The following is an 18,354-nucleotide window of genomic DNA, read 5'->3' on the forward strand; positions in this document are numbered from 1 at the left end:
CTCAATATTAGTCAATTACGTAGTTGGCCCATCTGACTGCAAACGCTCAAGTACGATTTTCGGCCAGCGATTACGGGGCCTACGTTTGGCAATGTTGTAGGTAAAGTCTTGAATACGGCTTGAAGGATAAAAGAATAAGTTTGCTGAAAGCATTAAGAAATCGATACCGCTAAGGTAGTTTTTTCCTGTGGAGGCGGATTTTTTTTCTGCAATAGTCTGACGTGTGTGTTTTAGAAATTCAGATTGCTTTAAATTTGCTTCTAGCTGGCTTTTAACGAACTCGTCAGACTCGCTGTGAGCACCGGTTTTGTCAAACCAAGGCCCGTTATTCATGTAGGATCGGATGTATTCCCAAAATCCTTTTTGCATGTTCAGTGTTTTTCCTGTGGGGCTGCCAAGACTGACCATGAGCATGCTCTGAGGATTGTCAAATTGCTGGACGACCACTTCAAGAGATGCATTGTTTATTCCTGCTGTAAAAGGTCCGACCATCTGAAATTCGCAAGCAACTGCTTGGGCTACATTCCAAGGTGAGTGAAAAAGTTCGCCGTTATTGTCGAAATAAATCTCTTTAGTGCGCCGATTAAATAATACCGGTAGAGGGAGCGGGCGGAGAATTTCCCAGAAAAATGGAATCAGAAGCATTGGCAGACCAACTAAAAGGCCGTTTACTCCACCTTCAATTTTTCCTATAGAAAAAAACCAAATAGCCATGAGCAGGCAAGGAACAGCTCCTAGGGCCATCAGCCCAGTGATCAGACCACGATCAGTATCTGCGCTGGTTTTTAGTGATAAATAGTTTTCTGTATGTTCATCCGTAATAAAGAGTTCCATCGGAGCTTGCCCGGTGGACTCATTTGCCGTCAGAACCACACTGGACGCTTCGCCATATTTGGTACGCGCTTCTTGAATGATATCTTTCAAAGCCATGCTATATCCTTAATTTCGATGGAGGGTAGGGTCATCCCCTCCATCGGTGAGTAGGACAGTTTGCCGCTAATGCTATTCAATGCTCTACCTTCTCGATCCGTATGGTAGACGCGTCTGTACGTTGCGACACCGGCTTCTGTTTTTACACGTGTACCTTCGTGTCGGTCGAAGCTATTTCCGGTCCATTTGACTTTTTCACGCTTTCCTCCATAGCCGAAAATCCCTCCCCAAACCTCTTCCCCTTCGAAGATTATAGAGCTGGCCGATGCTTGTGACGGTCAGCCTGACTTAGGCGATCGGCAGACGCCAGTCATCGGAACCCGAAGTACCGGATACTTCGTGGGTCCAGGTGATTTTGCGGTAGGTGAACTGTACTTCTTCCAAGTGGGTGAAGTGCGAGTTCGACGGATCCTGGCAGTTGTGCATTTTGTTGTTGATGGCGACGATGATGGCGTCTTCCAGTTTTGTAAAAGCTCAGACTTGATCTAACGGTTATCGGGCCACCTGATTTTTGGCAATCATATAGCTCAGCTATTTGATGATTCTTCTGTCTTGCTTTCGTTTAGGTTTGCCTTGAAGTACGTCATAAAATCCTGCCCTTGAGCAAAGGCTTTTTCGATTTTCGAGCTTTGCTCTTTAAGCGCTGGGCTTGGCTTGGCCCATTGTTCAGACGGAAGAGGTTTGGACCACTCAGCAATGGAATCAGGTAGAGACTTCATACTGAAACGATGGTCCCACTCCGCCACCCAGTATGGAAAGCGCCACCAAGTGATCATGTGTGTCAGGTACCACCAACCAACTCCTAATGCGGAACGTTCGTTGTGCTGGTATTCCTCGTGCATGTCTTGTCGTTCTTTATCGAAGGTGTGGCGACCCTCGTACGGTGCTTTGCCAGGGCAAAACTCCGGTCCTTTTTCCATATAGACACGTATGGCTTCCCATTTGCCTAGTCCATGAACAGGAGTCATGACCTCCTGTGTGAGAAAGTGCACTGTATCGGCCTTGGGATTATCTAGGGCCATGCCAAAGGTGTAGCTACTGATTACGCCTACTCCAGTGAATCCGGTGCTGACTGAGATCCACGCAACCGTGTCTTCCCAAGGCTGGATCACGGCTTCGTCGGAGCCATTCGGGAAGAAACAGACCTCTCGGCGTTGACGGTTAAATCGGATGGGTCTGGCGCGGGCTTTGTTCCTTGTGGTGCTGATAATCGCGTACAGGCCAATCAGCGCTGCTCCCCCTCCACACCAGAGCGCTAGTGATATTCCGAACTCAAAAAAATCGTTGAAGTAAAACCAGAAGCTTCTGCCGAATGGGTTTATGAATGCTGCGAAGCCCATCAATGTTGGGAGAACAAATAGACAAACGATAACTACGACTGTTGGGAGTGACACAGCTAATCGTGCTTGGAAAGACTTGGTGAGATTGCTGCTACCCAAGTCCAGATAGGTGTCGTTGACTTCAACAAAACTTCCGCCGAGATCCATTGGGATTTCCCCGGTCGGAACTGGCAGCGGTGAGAAAAATAATGCTTCACCTGTGGCAAAACGACGAGTTTCACCCGCCGTGGGGCGGTGATTTTTGAGGTCAAGTTCGACTTGCTGTTCAGGTTTGGATGGCATGCAATTCAACCGAAAAAATGTAGGCGGTTTAGGCAACTACAGGGAGTCGCTAGTTACTAGCAACCAAGGGGCATTCGTGGTACGCGTCCTTAACACAGATACTGATTGAAGCAGCTTGCCATTCTGCGCGTTTAGGGTCGTGGTTTCGAATCGCTTCTCTCGGAAAGATTTATCACCGGCTACGGGGTGGTAGCGTAAAACGACGGCAAGGCCATGCTGGGCGTTAGCTTCGTGTTGGAATATTTCCAAGCCGAGCTTAAGAGGTTCGCCCGGAGCACCTAGCAGATTGAGTTGATACAGCAATGGTTCGCTCCACGCTTCCCAGTCATTGCGCTGTTGGTTAGTTAGCCAGTAAGCACTGAGGCCGAGACTGACATCTTCTAGATCATTGGCTGTCATCCCCGGCACGCTCAAGACGGCCATTGGCTTGCTGTTTACTTGTTGTAGGGCTATCTGCGGAGCGGCAGTAATATTTGCTAACATCAAACGCTCCTCCGCAAGACTTCGGTTTTCGCTCTGCTTGCCCCAAGGACCTTTAAGCAGCCATTTATCCAGTTCGGTCTTATTATTACGGTTGTATAGCCATTCACCACCTAATTGGAGGCCTGTCAGGACTAGGCCAATCAGGTTGGCACGTGCGGCGACGCTGAGCAACTTACCACCAGCCGTAACCCACGCAAGAGCGCGCGCCTGGCTTACATTCGTCATAGCTTCAAAAGTGTATTGAACTGTTCGTGCGGTTGCCCAGCCATTGACAACTAGTTGGCCGGAGTCTCCAGCCAGCGTCATGCTAGCCCCAGCTAGCTTGGCGCCATCGCCTGACCGTAAAGCTTCGGTCCACCTTGCGGCAGACCCTTTTTCACCGTACAAACCGGTGCCTGCGGCAATAGCGCCAAAAAGGTATGAAAACGGCCCCAATACGCCTGTAATTTTGCCTAACTTGGAGGCTAATCCGATTTTAGCTGCGGCACTCGCATAGTTTTCAATTGCGACAGAAAGGCCAGTAATGGCAATTCCTTGGGCCGCGGCAATTGCCCCCCCAAACATTGAAAAAAGAGCATTTGCTACAGTCAACTTATCGGAGAAATCCGCCTCTTTTTTTCTAGCAAATTCACCATAAACAGTCGCAAAGCTGATGATTTGCAGAGCCGCTGCAGCTGAAGAAAACAAATCCCCTCCAGCTGATGCGAAAACCGCCTTGCTTATTCCCTTGGAAGGACGCTTGAGCCGATAGTCATCGGCCATCCGCTCAAACTCAAGCACCTGAGCATTGTTAAGCCCTTTAATCTTGAAGGCAGCCTTGCCCGGTCCGTCACCAACAGGACTCATGGCCTGAGCTATCCGTCCTTCAAGGGGAGCGACAGTCTGTTGAATGGCTTTGCGGCGAGATACCAAGGTTTTGTAACCGCCTTTTGGTGACCTTCCTTTACGTTCATCAGCCAGGGTTTGCCGAATCTGATTTTTCAGCGAGGTCATTTGCTGGCGCAGATCTGTCAGTTTGGCTATATCAGCTTTGAACGTGGCAATTTGATTCGCAGAGGCAAACTCCAACGTAATACCTCCCTTACCGAAGGCTCGCAGAACATCTATCCAGGCCGAGCCAGGAATTCGGCGCAATACTTTTGCTGGATCTAGCGGCTGGCCACTGCGTAGCGCTTGCATTGCCTCATCCAGCGCTCCTGCCAGGCGCAATTGCTTTGCCGGCTCATACGCCGTGTCGCGCAACTGACCGAGCACAATGCCGTTTTCACTCAATTGCATTGCTGCTGCGAGATTCTGCGTGAGCAAATTGCCAAATTTTCCGCTGAGTGCCTGCGCACCCTGATAGTCGTCCTTGGCCATATAGGTATCGCGCAGGGACTTGATGAACGATGTGACCTTTGCGTGCATGTCCTTCTGATCAGTCAAGCTCAATGTGAAGAAGGTTGGTACGGTAAAACCCGGCTGTTTCTCGATCAGATCGGCAAGCTTTTCAGTCGCTTTGTCTGTCCGGCAAATGTCTCTCATACAGGCATATTCAGTAGCGAGAGTTGTGTCGAGTTGATCGCCAAATTTGGGATCGAAATACCAGGCTGAGCGTTGGAAGCGTTCTTCACTGATCAGATTTGCGCGATCGTCACTGATCAGGTCCAGCCGTTTGTTCCAACGACTGAGTTGGGCGCGTTGCTGTTTCAGAAAGGCTTCCATAGCGGGCCGATCAATCAGATCGTTGATGCCCTGTTGTCCCATTTTCGCGCCGTCGAGCGCGTCATCAGCATTGTCTTCGATAGTCTCGATCAGGTCTTCGTACTTGGAATGCAAAGGCCCAAGACTCGTACGCATCCGCGACTTTGAAGCTGCAATAGCCCCACGATGCGTACCAGCGCCTGAATACTGGGTTTGATTTTTAACGTTGACGTAGTCGACGATGGATTGCCGTTGCTCTTCGCTTGTTTCGTCCTTGAGTTTGGCAAAACGTGGGTCGCCTTGGGCGGCATTCAGAATGGTTTCGCCGGTTACGGTGTACAACGATTCGATATAACAGCCAAACACATACTTTTTTTGATTGGCTTCAGCGTCACTCCAGTCACTGATCCAGCCAGTGACCAAATCCTGATGCTCGGCAAGATCGCGCAGCACGCCCAAGTCATCCTGCACGACCAGGTACAGATGGTCATGCTCGTTTTCCGACTTAACTTGCTTTTTGAGCGCACCCAACTGGGTTTTCTTGAAGTGAGGTGTTTGTTCCCAGAGATAGTCTTTGCTTTCCTCAGGCTTGGCACCCGTTATCGCCGGCTCTTTACTCGGCTGCTCCGCAACCTCCGCAATCCACTTTTGCGCCTGACTCGGGGTCAGCAGATTAGCCGCACCTTTCTCCGGATCGGCCCTGGTCAGGTCCACTGCCTGCATGAAGTATTCACGCTCGGACTTGTGCTTGATGACCTGCGCGCATTTGGCGGCGGTCCATTGCACTTCGGAGTAGTTGACGTAGAGCTTGCTCAAACGCGGGAAGACCAGCACGGCTTCGCCCACGTTGCTTTCGCGTTTGTTGGCGGTGATTTCGCCTTTTTCCCACAGCAGTTGGGTCACGATGCCGTTCTGGATTCGGTATTCGTGCATGACGGCTTGAGGTTTCTTGTCGACGATGACGTAGAGCCAGCCGTCGCGAATCAAGCGAATGCCCAGTGGGCGTGAAGCGGTTTTGTACGGCATCGCCAGTGCGCTGGATGGGTCGAGTCGTTCGACTAGACCGTAACGCAGAGGGATGAGCTGGATCTTGGCCTTCATCAGGGGGCAGCCGCCCATGGCGCACTTGCCGTCGTCCTTGCTTTTTGCAACGTTGTTCGGGCTTTTGCCGGCCGATGTTGGCGTGGTCATCCTTGGCTCCTGTGCAGGGTTTCAGCCCGTTCCTGGGCAATATCAGCGACCCGTTCGAGTCGCTGAGCGGACGTTTGTTCCGACGGGGTCTTGAGTATTGCATCCAGGTCCGGATGCTCCTCCAGCGCTCGCTCGCCGAGGAACCCGTGAATGTTGGCGTAAAGAGTGATGTCGAGTTCGGTGTTGAAGCCGCGGTCGTACGAGGTCGATGCCAATGCGTGCAGGTGTTCCCAGCGCTGCAACGGCGTCAATTGTGCCTGATAGGACGGAAAGTATTCGTGCATGTGTTGGTCGAGGCGCACGACGATGCTGCGGAAATTCACTTCGTCCAGTTGGCTGAGTTGCTCGTCGCTCAAGCGGTAGCGTTTGCTGTAGTTGGCTTCGGAGGCTTTGCCCGGTCGCTGGTTGATGTGCCAGCAGCCCAGCGCCGCGTCGGCGGTGACGATCTGTGAGCACGGGCCGAACAGGGTAGGGTCCTTGATGCTCTCGGCGTGGCTGAGCAACGCGTGGGCTACGGCAGGGTCGGCGACGCGCAGCAGGACCTCTTCACCCTGAGGGTGCATGACGCTGGTCAGCCAGCGGAAATGCTCGACCATTTGCGCCCAGGGTTGATCGCTGAACACCAGGTAGCCCCACTCTTGGCGGGGTTCAGCCAGAAACTTCGCGAGGATGGGATTGTTCTGGGTGTTTATCCGGACAAGGCACGGTGAGAGATCGCCCAACTCGGCCCACTGAGTGCCGAGGTAGAGTGGCTCGAACACCGGATCGTCCGACCATTGATAAAGGTGCTGGGGCAGTTTTTCGACGCTGACGCCATCCAGCAGCAAACCGACGGTGCCATTCCACGGCAGGCCTTGAGGTAATCCGATCTCCAGCGGCCAGTCGGACTTAAGCATTTTGCGCCTCCAGTTTGGCCTTCTCGCAGATTGCGCAGATCGGCTTCTTCTGCATCAACGCTTGTCGCTGTGCCGGTACCAACAATTGCCCAGCCTTATCCGCATCCGCCTGCTTCAACACCCCCGGCAACAACGGCGCCGCTCCCGTTCCGCTGCCCGGCCCTCCACCGGAGTTCATGTTGATCACCGGCCCGCTCAGGGTCACGCCGCCCGCATCGATCTTGATGAAGCTGCCGCCACCAATGAGTGTCAATTCGCTCCCGGCTTCAAGCACCACTTTCATGCCGCTGCTCAGGTGGATTTCCTGGCCCGCATCGATGAATTGCCCGGTGCCGATCTTGATGTGCTGGTTCACGCCCACTGTCAGGTGGTCGTTGGCGCGGGCTTCGACTTTGCGGTCTTCATAAACGGTGTGGTGTTCTTCAGCCTTGAATTCGCTGTAGCTGTTTTTCTCGACGGTGTCGTGGCGTTCGTTGCCGACGCGGATTTTCTGGTCGTGTTCGACGTTTTCGTCCCAGTCGCGCTGGGCGTGGAGGAAGATCTGTTCCTGGCCTTTCTTGTCTTCGATGCGCAGTTCGTTGAAGCCTGCGCCGCCCGGTGAGCTGAGGGTTTTGAAGGTGGTGCGGGTCTTGTTCGCCGGCAGGGCGTACGGGACGACGTTTTCCTTGTGGTACAGGCAGCCGCTGATCAGCGGCTGGTCGGGGTCGCCTTCAAGGAAAGTGACGAGCACTTCCATGCCGATCCGTGGGATGGCGATGCCACCGTAGTGTGCGCCGGCCCAGGCAGAGGAGACGCGCAGCCAGCAGCTGGTCTTGTCGTCGGCCTGACCTTCGCGGTCCCAGTGGAATTGCACTTTGACGCGGCCGTACTGGTCGCAGTGGATCTCTTCACCTTTGGGGCCGGTGACCACCGCACTCTGGCTGCCGAGGATGCGCGGTTTTTTCTGCGTCAGCGGTGGGCGATTCGGCACGTCCCACGGCGTGGCCTGGAAGCGGTTGCGATAACCCTGGTGGAAATCGTCTTTCAGGTTGGTGGTGCTGCTGGTGACCGACTCTTCCAGCACTTGCGGCTGTTTGCCTTCGTGCAGGACTTCGGTCAGCAGCCACAGGTCGTTCCATTTGGCTTTCGGGTGTTGGGTCAGGGCCAGGAAGTGGCCGCTGACCAGCAACGGCTGATCGCTTTTGCCTTCGGCCAGCTGGAAGTCGCTGCGGTGGCGTTCGAGGGCGCGTTTGGCCAGGTGCTTGCCGCGTTCGCGGTCGATGAAACGACCGGGATAGTCGTAGTCTTCGAGATCGGGCAGGGCGTCGCCGCGGTTTTCGCTTTCGAGGGTGATGCGCGGTTTTTCGAAGTCGTAGTCGCGGCGGGTGATGCGGCTGGTGCGGGTTTCCAGGCGCAGGTCGAAGCGTTTGATCACCGGGTCGTTGGCGACCATGCCGGAGTCTTGCTGATAGGCCACCGGCGCGAGTTTCGGGAACACCGTCTGGTCATCGCCGAACACCAGTTTGTGGGCCGTGGCGCTGTGCTGGAAGTGGTAGTGGATACCTTCTTCCTCGCACAGGCGCTGGATGAACTGCAGGTCCGATTCATCGTACTGAACGCAGTAGATGCGTTCAGGATAAATCGCCCCGACCTTGAATGCGTAGGCATTGCTCTGGATGCCATGTTCTTCGAGGACCTGGCCGATGATTTTCGGCACCGTGAGGTTCTGGAAGATGCGCTGGTTGATGCGATGCGCCAGGTAGGACAGTTGCGGGCGCAGGGTCACCGCGTAGCGGGTCAGGCGCTTGCCGGAATCCCCCTGGGCGGCGCGATAGATCTGGCCATGAATGCCGCTGCCGTCGGGCGAGAGCTGCAAAAAGGCCGGTTTGTGCAGCAGGGTCTCGAGGTCCAGGGACGGCTTTTCGCTGACCAGTTCCACCTCAAACACAAACGGCTGGCTGATGGCTTCCCGACCTTGCAGGGACAGGACCTGGAAGTCGTTGGAAAGACCTTCGATGGTCAGGGCAAAGTGAGTCTGATTGGCCGGCGCGAACATCCCTTGTTCCTCGTGTGCACTGCGGCGTTCGTCGACCGCAAGGCGGATCAACGCACGCGAAATTCTGGAGGGGCGTAAACAACATCGACCAGCAGAGCTGGCCGATGTTTGCAACGATCAGCCGTAATTAAACGACTGGAGCACGCCAGTCATCGGAACCCGAAGTACCGGATACTTCGTGGGTCCAGGTGATTTTGCGATAGGTGAACTGCACTTCTTCCAGGTGGGTGAAGTGCGAGTTGCCTGGATCCTGGCAGTTGTGCATTTTGTTGTTGATGGCGACGATGATGGCGTCTTCCAGTTTGGTGGTGTAGTAGTGCTCTTGAGTACCTTGAGCCGAAGTACGGAACCACTGGATAACGATTTCGCTCATGCGCTCGCCGGAGGTCAGAGCCGCCTGCAGCAGTGGCGAGGCCTTGTCGTAGACCTTGGTGATCACGACTGGCTTGTGTACGCGCTGACCGGTCGGCTGGCCGGATTGCGGGTCGCGCGGGATGATCACGTCGTGGCTGAAAGCCTGAACCATGACCTGGTCTTCGTGACCTTCCTGGTAGGTGTTGCCAACCGAGTCGGCGGTGAATGCGCCGGCAGTGATCAGGCCTTGTTTTTCGCCAGTGACGGACATGTACGCTGGTGTTGCCATGGATGCTCTCCTTGCTGAATAAGTGAGGTGCCCGGGAGGCGATATCGCCCGGTGGGTGCATGACTGTTATCAAGGTCCGTGCCATAAACGACTAAAGTTATATAAATCAGTGTGTTATGTATGTTATTGGCCACTGAAAAAGCTTGCCGGGCAACGTTCACCCCTGAATGTGCGCAAGAACTTGCGCAGCACTGCGCAACTTCTTGCGCACTGGGCCGGAAGGCCTGAAAAGTCGGGCGCTCAGCCCTTAAGTAACGTGTCTCGCCGTATCGATTGCGCAACTTCTTGCGCATCAAGGCGGTTGGCCATCACGCAGAGAGCCTCTGTGAAAAGTGCAACGAACGACGCAGTCTGATGGTCAAACCCAGCGCCGAGGTGACTGAACATTTTCCGAATTCAAGGAGCGCGACATGAAAATCCTGATGGTTCTGACATCCCACGATCAATTGGGTGACACGGGTAAGAAAACCGGCTTCTGGCTGGAGGAGTTCGCCGCACCGTATTTCGCTTTCAAGGATGCTGGCGCTCAGCTGACGCTGGTGTCGCCCAAGGGCGGGCAGCCCCCGTTGGACCCTAAGAGCGACGAGCCGGACGCGCAAACCGCGGCGACCGATCGCTTCCGCAAAGACTCCGCGGCCCAGTCGGCATTGGCATCGACCGCGCTGCTGAGCAGTGTGAGGGCTGACGATTACGATGCGGTTTTCTATCCGGGCGGCCATGGCCCGTTGTGGGATCTGGCCGAAGACAATAACTCGATCGCGTTGATCGAGGCGCTGTACAAGGCAGGCAAACCGGTGGCGGCGGTCTGTCACGCGCCGGGCGTGTTGCGTCACGTCAAGGGTGCGGATGGTCAGCCGCTGGTCAAGGGCAAGCGGGTGACGGGTTTCACCAACTCCGAGGAGGAGGCGGTGCAACTGACGAACGTTGTGCCGTTTCTGGTGGAGGACATGCTCAAGGAGAAGGGCGGGATTTATTCCAAGGGCGATGACTGGGCGAGTTATGTGGTGACCGATGGTCTGCTGCTGACGGGTCAGAATCCGGCGTCGTCCGAGGCCACGGCGGAAGCGTTGTTGGCGAAGTTGAAATAGGATCAAAAGATCGCAGCCTGCGGCAGTTCCTACAGGAATCCACATTCCTCTGTAGGAGCTGCCGCGGGCTGCGATCTTTTTTGCATTGTTAATGACTCAATTGTTCAACGCTGCAAAACACGCTTCGATCGAACGCCGCTGCGTCTCGGCATACAACCCCAACTCATCGATGGTCGATCGCCCAAGGGCCTTCTCGAACGCTTGCCGATTCGAGTGCTCGCCATAGTGGGCCTGCGCCGCATCCCCCAGGTTTGACTGAAAAATCCCCGCTGCGCTGACGGGCAGGAAATCTTCGTAAACCAGTGGTTCAACCCGCAAATAACCGCCGCTGAGCAAATCTTCCAGCGACGAAGACTTAAGCGCTTCCGCCCCTTGGCCTTTTTCCGTAACGAAATAGCGAAAATACGCCAGTTCCTGCTGACGCATTCCCTCAATGGTGTCAGGAAATTCGCTGAAGTGCTGCGTCATCAGCGCGTTGTAGCGTGCGGCGTTGGCTTCGTTGGGGAAGTCCTTGAGTTCGTCACGGGCAGCGTTGAGCAAACGGTCATAAAGCGCCCGACCTTTGGGCGTGAGCGCGGCACCGCGCTGCTCGATCTCGCCGAACCGGGCACTGTGGCTGCCGTGACTTTCGGCTTGATCGGTGAAGGCAACGGGTTCGTCCAGCGCCTTGAAACTGGTCTGGCGCAGCAGGATCGGACACTGACGGCGGGGCGGGCCTTCGATCACCGCTTTGGGGGTGATGCCGTGGGCGGGCATTTGCGCCTGCACAATGTCGATGTCCAGGGTGCGCGGCGTCAGGTGGTTGATATGCGGGCCCTTGAACGCCACGACATCGGCGATCAGGCGATGCTGGGCGCTGAGTTTCCGGTATTGCTCGGCGGTGACCGTGGCGCTGTGGTGCCAACGGAAGGTTTCCAGCGCCTGCAGAACGAACTCCTGCGCCTCTTGTTCGGTGAGGCCTCCCTCGGACTCGGCGCGTTCGATGAGGGTCAGCGCAGCGGGCGTGAAGATCGAGCGCTTATCCAGCACCGATTGGGCAAAGGCACGCAGTTCCGGGTCTTCGATCAACTCCAGACGCAGCAGCGAGGTAAACACCCGAAACGGGCTGACCTGCAACGCGGCCTCATGCACCGCGCGGAACGCCGTGGAGTGCACCGGTACGCCGGCCGGGGTCAAGTCGTAGTAGCCAACGGGCTGCATGCCCATCACCGCGAACAGTCGGGCGAGAGTCGCCAGTTCAGCGGCCGTGCCGACGCGAATGGCGCCATGGCGCTCCAGGTCCAGGCGCTGGATTTCGCCCGTGCTGTTCAACTGCCGGGCGATCTGCGGTTCGCTGTCCAGCACATGGCGGTTGGTCTGTTCCACCAGTTCCATCAACGCGCCGTACAGCGGCACTTCTTCGCGGTACATGTCGGACATCGCTTTGGAGAAGCGTTGGCGGATCAGGTCAGGGCTGACAAAGCTTGGGTGGCTCATGAAAAAATTCCAGGCGCGGTGACGTGAAGGATGGGGGAAAAGATCGCAGCCTTCAGCGGCGCCGACAAACGAAGAATCTTACGGACTTCATTCTGCAAAGGACTGCTATAGCCAGCCTGGCAGGTGTTACACGTGGAGTTGAGTGCGCTGGGATGCCAAAAACTCACGATACAGCCGCGCCGTACCCGCCGGTGCCTCGACCATCGGCATATGGCCGACACCTTCCCAGATTTCCACCCGCAGGTCTTCGATGCCTTTGCTCCAGATCGCCACGCTGCTGACGTCGATCAAGCGGTCCTTGCGCCCCCACAGCAACAGCGCCGGGCATTTGATGTCGGGCAGCTTCGGCTCCATTGGCGGGCTGGCACGGAAGTCCCTGAAGATTTCTTCCAATTCATCCCGAGACTGTTCATAACGCTGGGCGATGGCGTCCAGCACCACGCCGGGCACCCATGGCGGCTCGGCCATGGTCATGGCGTAGAAGCGCCGGAATTCTTCCCGGGAGTTAATCAGGAACGGGTTGTGGCCCTTGGCCAGATGGCGTTCCAGGTCACTGATTTCGGGCGCGGTGACACCGGCCGGGTCGATCAGGGCAACCGAGGCGATGCGGTCCGGGTAAGTCGCCGCGAGCCACGCCGCCATGTAGCCGCCCATCGAGTTGCCGATCACATGCACCTTCTCGACGCCGCAGACATCAAGCAACTGGATCATCCGCTTTGCCTGCAAGGGAATGTCATAACCACCGCCGGCCTTGAAGCCGGTTTCGCCATGCCCGGCGATGTCGGGGATGATGACCCGGTAAGTGCCGACGAAATGCCGGGCGAAGCGCAGCCAGATGTTCTTGTCAGCGCTGTAGCCGTGCAGCATCAGCACGCTGCTTGAGGCTTCGTACGGTCCGCCTTGCCAGGTCGAAACGGTCATTTCGGCAATCGGCACGACGATCTTGTGCAGCCGATACAGCCTGGCTTCGGCCGCCATGTTCAAGTCATAGAGCCAGTGACCGATGGCCGGGTAGCTCAACCAGCTCCAGGCCACGAAAACCGCGATTGCGACAACCAACAAAAGCATCAGGCGTCTCCCTTCTCTCTGATCAGGACAAGATGTGATCGGCGGGTTTCAGCGTCCGGGTCATTCGGTGGTAGCTGAAACTGAACCCGGGGAACATGGCAATCACATGACCACTCTTGCTTTGATACCAACTGTGGCAGCCTCCGGACTTCCACACCGTGCGTTCCATTTCCCGGTGGATCATTTCAGTGTAGGTACGTTCTGCCTCGGGGCGAACTTCGATGCTGCGCAAACCCTGTTCTTTCAGTGTGCGAATGCAATCGAGAATGTAGTTCATCTGGGATTCGATGATGAAAAGCGCCGAAGTGTGGCCGATGCCGGTGTTGGGCCCGGTGACGATAAAGAGGTTGGGGAAGTCCGGCAGACTGGTACCGAGGTAGGCGCGAGGGTAGGTGGCCCAGAAATCCCTGAGTTGCTTGCCGTTTTTACCTGTTACCGGGTAGGAAATCACCCCGTCGGTGGCGTCGTAACCGGTGGACCAGACAATCAGGTCCAGATCGATGTGCTGCCCGTCCTGGGTGACGACGCCGGTTTCGTCTATGGACGCGATGCCCTGTTCGCGGCTGTGCAACGTTACGTTGGGCCGACCGAGTGCCGGGTACAAGGTGCTCGAAACAATGACGCGCTTGCAGCCGATGGTGTAGTCCGGTGTCAGTTTGCGTCTGAGTTCGGGGTCGGGGACCTGGCGTTTGATGAAGCGTAGGGCGTGTTGCTGGACCAGGCGGATCGCCGGATTCGAGTATTTGAAGGCGATCACCCGGGTTTCGAATTGCCAATAAATCATCCAGCGCAGCAGCTTGTAGGCCGGTTTGAGGCCGAGCAACCAGCGCTGGAAGGGGCCGAAGGCGCGATCGGCCCGTGGCAGCACCCAGTGCGGCGTGCGCTGGAACACATGCAAATGCTCGACGTCCGGGGCAATGGCCGGAATCACCTGCGCCGCGCTGGCGCCACTGCCTACGATGGCGACGCGTTTTTGCCGATAGTCGTAGGTGTGATCCCAGTTGTTCGTGTGAAAAGTCTTGCCTTGAAAGCGCTCCATGCCCTCGAAATGCGGAATGACCGGTTGACTCAGCGGCCCCGTGGCATTGATCAGGAACCGGGCGTAGAACGTGCCTTTGTTCGCGGTGTGCACCGCCCAGTGTCTGGCGTCGTCGTCCCATTCGATGCGTTCAACGTTGGCTTCCAGTTCCACACGGTCGCGCAGGCCGAATTCATCCACCACGTACTGCGTGTAGCGGTGCAGTTCGGCCTGTTCAGCGAACATTTGGGTCCAGCGGTAAGGGGCGAAGGACAGCGAATAAAGCGGTGAGGGCACATCGACAGCCGCACCGGGGTAGGTGTTCTGGCACCAGGTGCCGCCGAAAAAGTCCCGCCGCTCCAGCAGTCGAAAATCATCGATGCCGGCCTTGAGCAAATTGATCGCCGCACACTGTCCGCCAAATCCGCTGCCGATGATCAACACTTGAAAAGTTTGCATGGGTCTCCTTTTTTATCGTTGTGTATTGAACCCTCTCTTCATGTATAGCCAAACATTCGACACCTGCTTCACGGCAATACCGCGGTATTCAGACTGCCAGCCGGTGATGGCTATTTGACGTTGCCCTGTTAGACTTCCAGCACACCTGAAACCTCGGTGTCAGCAGGTTCCGTGCAGTGGCGCAGAGGCTCCAATGGAAAAAACGGGCGGAAAAGGACTTTCACTAACCAAGAGGCTCTACGCAACGCGATCCCTGGGGCTCGCCGCGGGGCTGGTGTGTGTGGCCGCCGCGATGTACCCGCTGGACCCGGTGCCGTGGGTCTGGGCGCTGATGCTCTTCAACGGTGTTTTCTGGCCGCACGTGGCTTACCAATGGGCGCGTCGGGCAAAAGCTCCCTATCACGCCGAACATCGTAATCTGCTGGTCGATGCCTTTCTGGGTGGCTTCTGGGTTGCCGCCATGCAATTCAATCCGCTGCCTAGCGCAACCACCATCGCCATGATGGCGATGAACAACGTGGCCATCGGCGGCCCTCGCTTCCTGCTGGTGGGAGCCGTTGCGCAGGTGTTGGGGATCGGTGTCGGATTTCTGGTGTTTGTGCCGGCCTTCGTGCCGCAAACCAGCCCCTTGCAGATGTATGCCTGCCTGCCGCTGTTGACCCTGTATCCGCTGGCGCTGGGTTGGATTTGCTTCCGACAGGCCACCACGCTGGGACGGCACAAGCGTGAATTACTGACCCTGAGCCGCACCGACAGCCTCACCGGCCTGCTCAATCACGGGGCCTGGAAAGATCAGCTGGAAATCGAATTCCAGCGCGGCAAACGCCAGCCGCAGGGCGGGGCGATTGCACTGATCGACATCGACCATTTCAAAACCATCAACGACACCTACGGCCATGTCGCCGGGGACATCGTGTTGCGTCAGCTGAGCAAGATGCTCAAACAGAATCTGCGGGCGGCCGATGTGGCGGGTCGCTACGGTGGCGACGAGTTCTGCGTCATCCTCCCGGGCCTTGCGCTCGATCACGCCGCAGCCGCCATGGATGCGCTTCGTGATCGCTTCGCCACCCTCGGTTATGAACAGAACCCGGCGCTGAAAGTCAGCCTCAGCATTGGGCTCGCCGCCTTCAACCCGGCTCACAATGACGCGATGCTGTGGCTCAACGACGCTGACCAGGCACTCTACGAAGCCAAGACCACCGGCCGTAATCGCGTGATCTGTTGTGGGGATGGCAAGCCGCGTCACGAACTGATCGACTCGATCTGAACGCTGCACCGTGCACTTGTGGAATCTTTGGTGAATCGGGATTGCCGACTCCGGCTCCGGTTATGAACCGGGCCTGACCCAGGTCCGCGACATCGCCATCGATGAACTGAAAGAACTCGGCGCCACCCATCGAGTTCGTGCCGAACACCCCCTCGACAAACGCAACCCCGTGATCGCGACGCTGAAGGGCACCGGCTAGGCGAGGCGTGGGTACGCCAGCGCTGGACGGGTTCGGGATTGTGGGCGGCAATATTCATACGCCGGAGGAATACGCGGAGGTTGAGAGCGCGGCGCCGCGGATTTATCTGTTATCGCGGATGATATGGAGTTGGCCAAGAAACAAGTCGTCAACGCTGACGCCATCGCCGGCGGGCGTTGGCGTCAGAACAGATGCACGCTTTTACTCTTTAACGCTCATGAACTCTTCCGCCCAACGAATGTATTCCTCAGGCTGCGTGTAGGTATGCGTCAGTTCCGTCGCGCTCAGATCCGACGCCTGGGTGAAGATCTGCCGCTGCTCGCGCAGGCTGTCGTAGGTCGCCTTGATCGCCGCGAAGTACGCGCCATGCCCGTCGATGGTGACGCGCACGCCCAGTTCGGCCAGGCGATTGTCGTCGCGCAGCAGCGGGTTGCCGTAGGTGACCAGCATCAGCGGCACGCTCAGGTGTTCGGCAATCTGTTCGAGGTGATCGAAGTCACGCACGCCCACCATGCAAATCCCGTCCGCCCCGGCTTTCTGGTACTGCTGGGTACGGCTGATGACTTCCTGCACCGGCAGAATCCCGGCATTGGTGCGAGCCACGATTGCCATTTCCGTATCAACCCGTGCTTCCAGCGCGGCGCGGATCTTGCCGACACCTTCAGCGACGCCGATCAGGTCGGTGGACTTGCGGCCGAATTGCGCGGGCAACAGCGTGTCTTCGATGGTCAGGGCCGCCACGCCGGCGCGTTCGAGCTCGACAATGGTGCGCATGACGTTCAATGCATTGCCGTAGCCGTGATCGGCGTCGGCGATGACCGGCAATTGGGCAACGCGACCGATACGGGTGGCTTGCTCGGCGAACTCGCTGAGCGTGATCAGGGCGAAATCGGGGGCGCCCAGTACCTGCAGCGAGGCAACCGAACCACCCAGAATTCCCACTTCAAAACCCAGGTCCGCCGCGATGCGTGCCGACATCGGGTCGAAGACCGATGCCGTGTGATAGCACTTGTTGGACGCGAACAGTTCACGGAAGTTACGGCGCAAATCCTGATGGGAAAGCCTGGACATATGAGTTCCACCAATACAAAGGAATGGAAAGGCTTGAACAAGAGTGTCAACGCCGAAGATACAAAAGGCTATCACGCAACAGGGGTGAGAATGATGACGAATTTGCAGGGAGGCCCTGATCGGGCCCCATCCTGCTGGGCGGGAGGCCGTCTTTTCAGGCTGCCACAGCCTGTTGCTGTTGATTGAGCAGTAGCACTGCGCGTACGGAGTTGCCGGGTTGCAATTGCAGGCGTTTGGCGGTGAGTCGGTCGACGATCAGGCTGTTGCCCACCCGTCGGGCCGGGGCGGCGGTGATGCGGCAGTTTTCCAGTCGGCGGTTGTGGATCAGCCAGACCGGAGCCTGCTCGTCCGGGGTGCCGATGGCCAGCACCAGCGCCTGGCTGTCGCGCACGGTACGGATTTTCGACAGCGGTGCCTCGATGACCGGGCCGGCGTCGAAGATGTCGATATAGCCTTTGTGGGTGAAACCTTCGGCCGTGAGGATTTTCATCGCCGGCTCGGTGTTGGGGTGGGCCTTGCCGATCACGGCCTGGGCCTGCTCGGTGAGCAGGCAGGTGTACAGCGGTTGGCGCGGCATCAGTTCGGCGATGAACGCTTTGCTGCCCAGTCCCGACAAGTGATCCGCGTGGCTGAAGTCCATCTTGAAAAAGTGCCGGCCCAGGCTGTCCCAGAACGGTGAACAGCCTTGCTCATCGGCGCTGCCTCGCAGTTCGGCGATGAGCTTCTCGCCGAACAGGTGGGCGAATTCGGCCGCAAACAACAAGCGTCCCAACGACAGCAATCGGCCATTGCTGCCCTGGCGTTGATCGGGTCGCAGGAACAATGAACAGATCTCCGATTGCCCGGTCATTTCATTGTTCAGAAACAGGGTTGGAATCTGTCGCTGGATGCCCAGGTCCGGTGATGAACTGACTGTCAGCCCGACCCGATAGTTGTACCACGGCTCACGCAGCCCGACGGCCCCCGTCAGGGCACTGACCCCCACCACTTGCTGGTCATCGTCTTCGAGCACGAACAGGTAGTCGGCATCGGCCCGCTCGACCTGTTCGGCGAAGGTCCGTTGTGCCCAGCGCAGCCGGTGGGCCAGGCGATCCTCGTTGGCGGGCAGGGTGGTTAACCCCGGGCCAGCCTGCCGTACCAGTGCCAGCAGTGCGGGCAGGTCGGTGACGTGAACCGGACGGACAATCATGATGCAGCTCCTTCTACGGGCCGACGCAAAGGCAGG

At 57.1% G+C, this 18,354-nt stretch carries 13 protein-coding genes and 2 pseudogenes; 3 read left to right on the forward strand and 12 right to left on the reverse strand.

The window, feature by feature from the left end; translation table 11 throughout:
- Nucleotides 1-15: 15 nt before the first annotated feature.
- From ACM1ZW_RS21265 to ACM1ZW_RS21295, 7 genes and pseudogenes are all read right to left on the reverse strand, one after another.
- Nucleotides 16-930, reverse strand: coding sequence for a hypothetical protein (locus tag ACM1ZW_RS21265; RefSeq protein ID WP_416739283.1), 915 nt, complete (start codon nt 928-930; stop codon nt 16-18).
- Between the two features lie 288 nt (nt 931-1,218).
- Nucleotides 1,219-1,398, reverse strand: a pseudogene (gene tssD, locus ACM1ZW_RS21270) (type VI secretion system tube protein TssD); the annotation flags it as partial.
- Between the two features lie 59 nt (nt 1,399-1,457).
- Nucleotides 1,458-2,552, reverse strand: coding sequence for a hypothetical protein (locus tag ACM1ZW_RS21275; RefSeq protein ID WP_416739284.1), 1,095 nt, complete (start codon nt 2,550-2,552; stop codon nt 1,458-1,460).
- A 36-nt stretch (nt 2,553-2,588) separates the two neighbouring features.
- Nucleotides 2,589-5,909, reverse strand: a complete 3,321-nt coding sequence (locus ACM1ZW_RS21280) for a toxin VasX (protein ID WP_416739285.1) — start codon at nt 5,907-5,909, stop codon at nt 2,589-2,591.
- Nucleotides 5,906-6,805 (reverse strand): DUF4123 domain-containing protein, encoded by a 900-nt coding sequence (locus ACM1ZW_RS21285; RefSeq protein WP_416739286.1) that lies wholly within the window; start codon nt 6,803-6,805, stop codon nt 5,906-5,908. Before ACM1ZW_RS21285 ends, ACM1ZW_RS21280 begins: the two co-directional genes overlap by 4 nt.
- A complete protein-coding gene (gene tssI / locus ACM1ZW_RS21290; protein ID WP_052909695.1) occupies nt 6,798-8,840 on the reverse strand; it encodes a type VI secretion system tip protein VgrG in 2,043 nt (680 codons plus the stop codon). Before tssI ends, ACM1ZW_RS21285 begins: the two co-directional genes overlap by 8 nt.
- Nucleotides 8,841-8,967: 127 nt before the next feature.
- Nucleotides 8,968-9,483, reverse strand: coding sequence for an Hcp family type VI secretion system effector (locus ACM1ZW_RS21295; RefSeq protein WP_007919523.1), 516 nt, complete (start codon nt 9,481-9,483; stop codon nt 8,968-8,970).
- Between the two features lie 410 nt (nt 9,484-9,893).
- On the opposite strand from ACM1ZW_RS21295, the gene ACM1ZW_RS21300 reads away from it, so the two are divergent.
- On the forward strand, nt 9,894-10,571 hold the full coding sequence (locus ACM1ZW_RS21300; RefSeq protein WP_414878885.1) for a type 1 glutamine amidotransferase domain-containing protein: 678 nt from the start codon (nt 9,894-9,896) through the stop codon (nt 10,569-10,571).
- 96 nt (nt 10,572-10,667) lie between these two features.
- On the opposite strand, the gene ACM1ZW_RS21305 is transcribed toward ACM1ZW_RS21300, so the two are convergent.
- The 3 genes from ACM1ZW_RS21305 to ACM1ZW_RS21315 form a co-directional block, all read right to left on the reverse strand.
- Entirely contained in the window at nt 10,668-12,047 is a 1,380-nt protein-coding gene (locus ACM1ZW_RS21305; RefSeq protein ID WP_416739287.1) for a VOC family protein, read from the reverse strand.
- A 126-nt stretch (nt 12,048-12,173) separates the two neighbouring features.
- Nucleotides 12,174-13,115: an alpha/beta fold hydrolase gene (locus ACM1ZW_RS21310; protein WP_017337997.1), complete on the reverse strand. Its 942-nt coding sequence runs from the start codon at nt 13,113-13,115 to the stop codon at nt 12,174-12,176.
- A gap of 22 nt (nt 13,116-13,137) precedes the next feature.
- Nucleotides 13,138-14,592 carry a flavin-containing monooxygenase gene (locus tag ACM1ZW_RS21315; RefSeq protein WP_416739288.1) on the reverse strand — a complete coding sequence of 485 codons (1,455 nt, stop codon included), beginning with the start codon at nt 14,590-14,592 and terminating at the stop codon, nt 13,138-13,140.
- Between the two features lie 193 nt (nt 14,593-14,785).
- On the opposite strand from ACM1ZW_RS21315, the gene ACM1ZW_RS21320 reads away from it, so the two are divergent.
- The gene (locus ACM1ZW_RS21320; RefSeq protein WP_416739289.1) at nt 14,786-15,859 is read left to right on the forward strand and encodes a diguanylate cyclase; all 1,074 of its coding nucleotides are present in this window, start codon (nt 14,786-14,788) and stop codon (nt 15,857-15,859) included.
- A 46-nt stretch (nt 15,860-15,905) separates the two neighbouring features.
- Nucleotides 15,906-16,055: pseudogene (locus ACM1ZW_RS21325) on the forward strand (glutamate carboxypeptidase); the annotation flags it as partial.
- 204 nt (nt 16,056-16,259) lie between these two features.
- On the opposite strand, the gene ACM1ZW_RS21330 reads toward ACM1ZW_RS21325, so the two are convergent.
- Together ACM1ZW_RS21330 and astA are read right to left on the reverse strand one after the other, a co-directional pair.
- Entirely contained in the window at nt 16,260-17,129 is an 870-nt protein-coding gene (locus tag ACM1ZW_RS21330; RefSeq protein ID WP_017338000.1) for an isocitrate lyase/PEP mutase family protein, read from the reverse strand.
- Between the two features lie 154 nt (nt 17,130-17,283).
- Complete coding sequence (gene astA, locus ACM1ZW_RS21335) at nt 17,284-18,318, reverse strand: arginine N-succinyltransferase (protein WP_017338001.1); 1,035 nt, start codon at nt 18,316-18,318, stop codon at nt 17,284-17,286.
- Nucleotides 18,319-18,354: the final 36 nt, after the last annotated feature.

Source organism: Pseudomonas sp. NFX71, assembly GCF_048079215.1.
Lineage (GTDB): Bacteria > Pseudomonadota > Gammaproteobacteria > Pseudomonadales > Pseudomonadaceae > Aquipseudomonas > Aquipseudomonas fluorescens_B.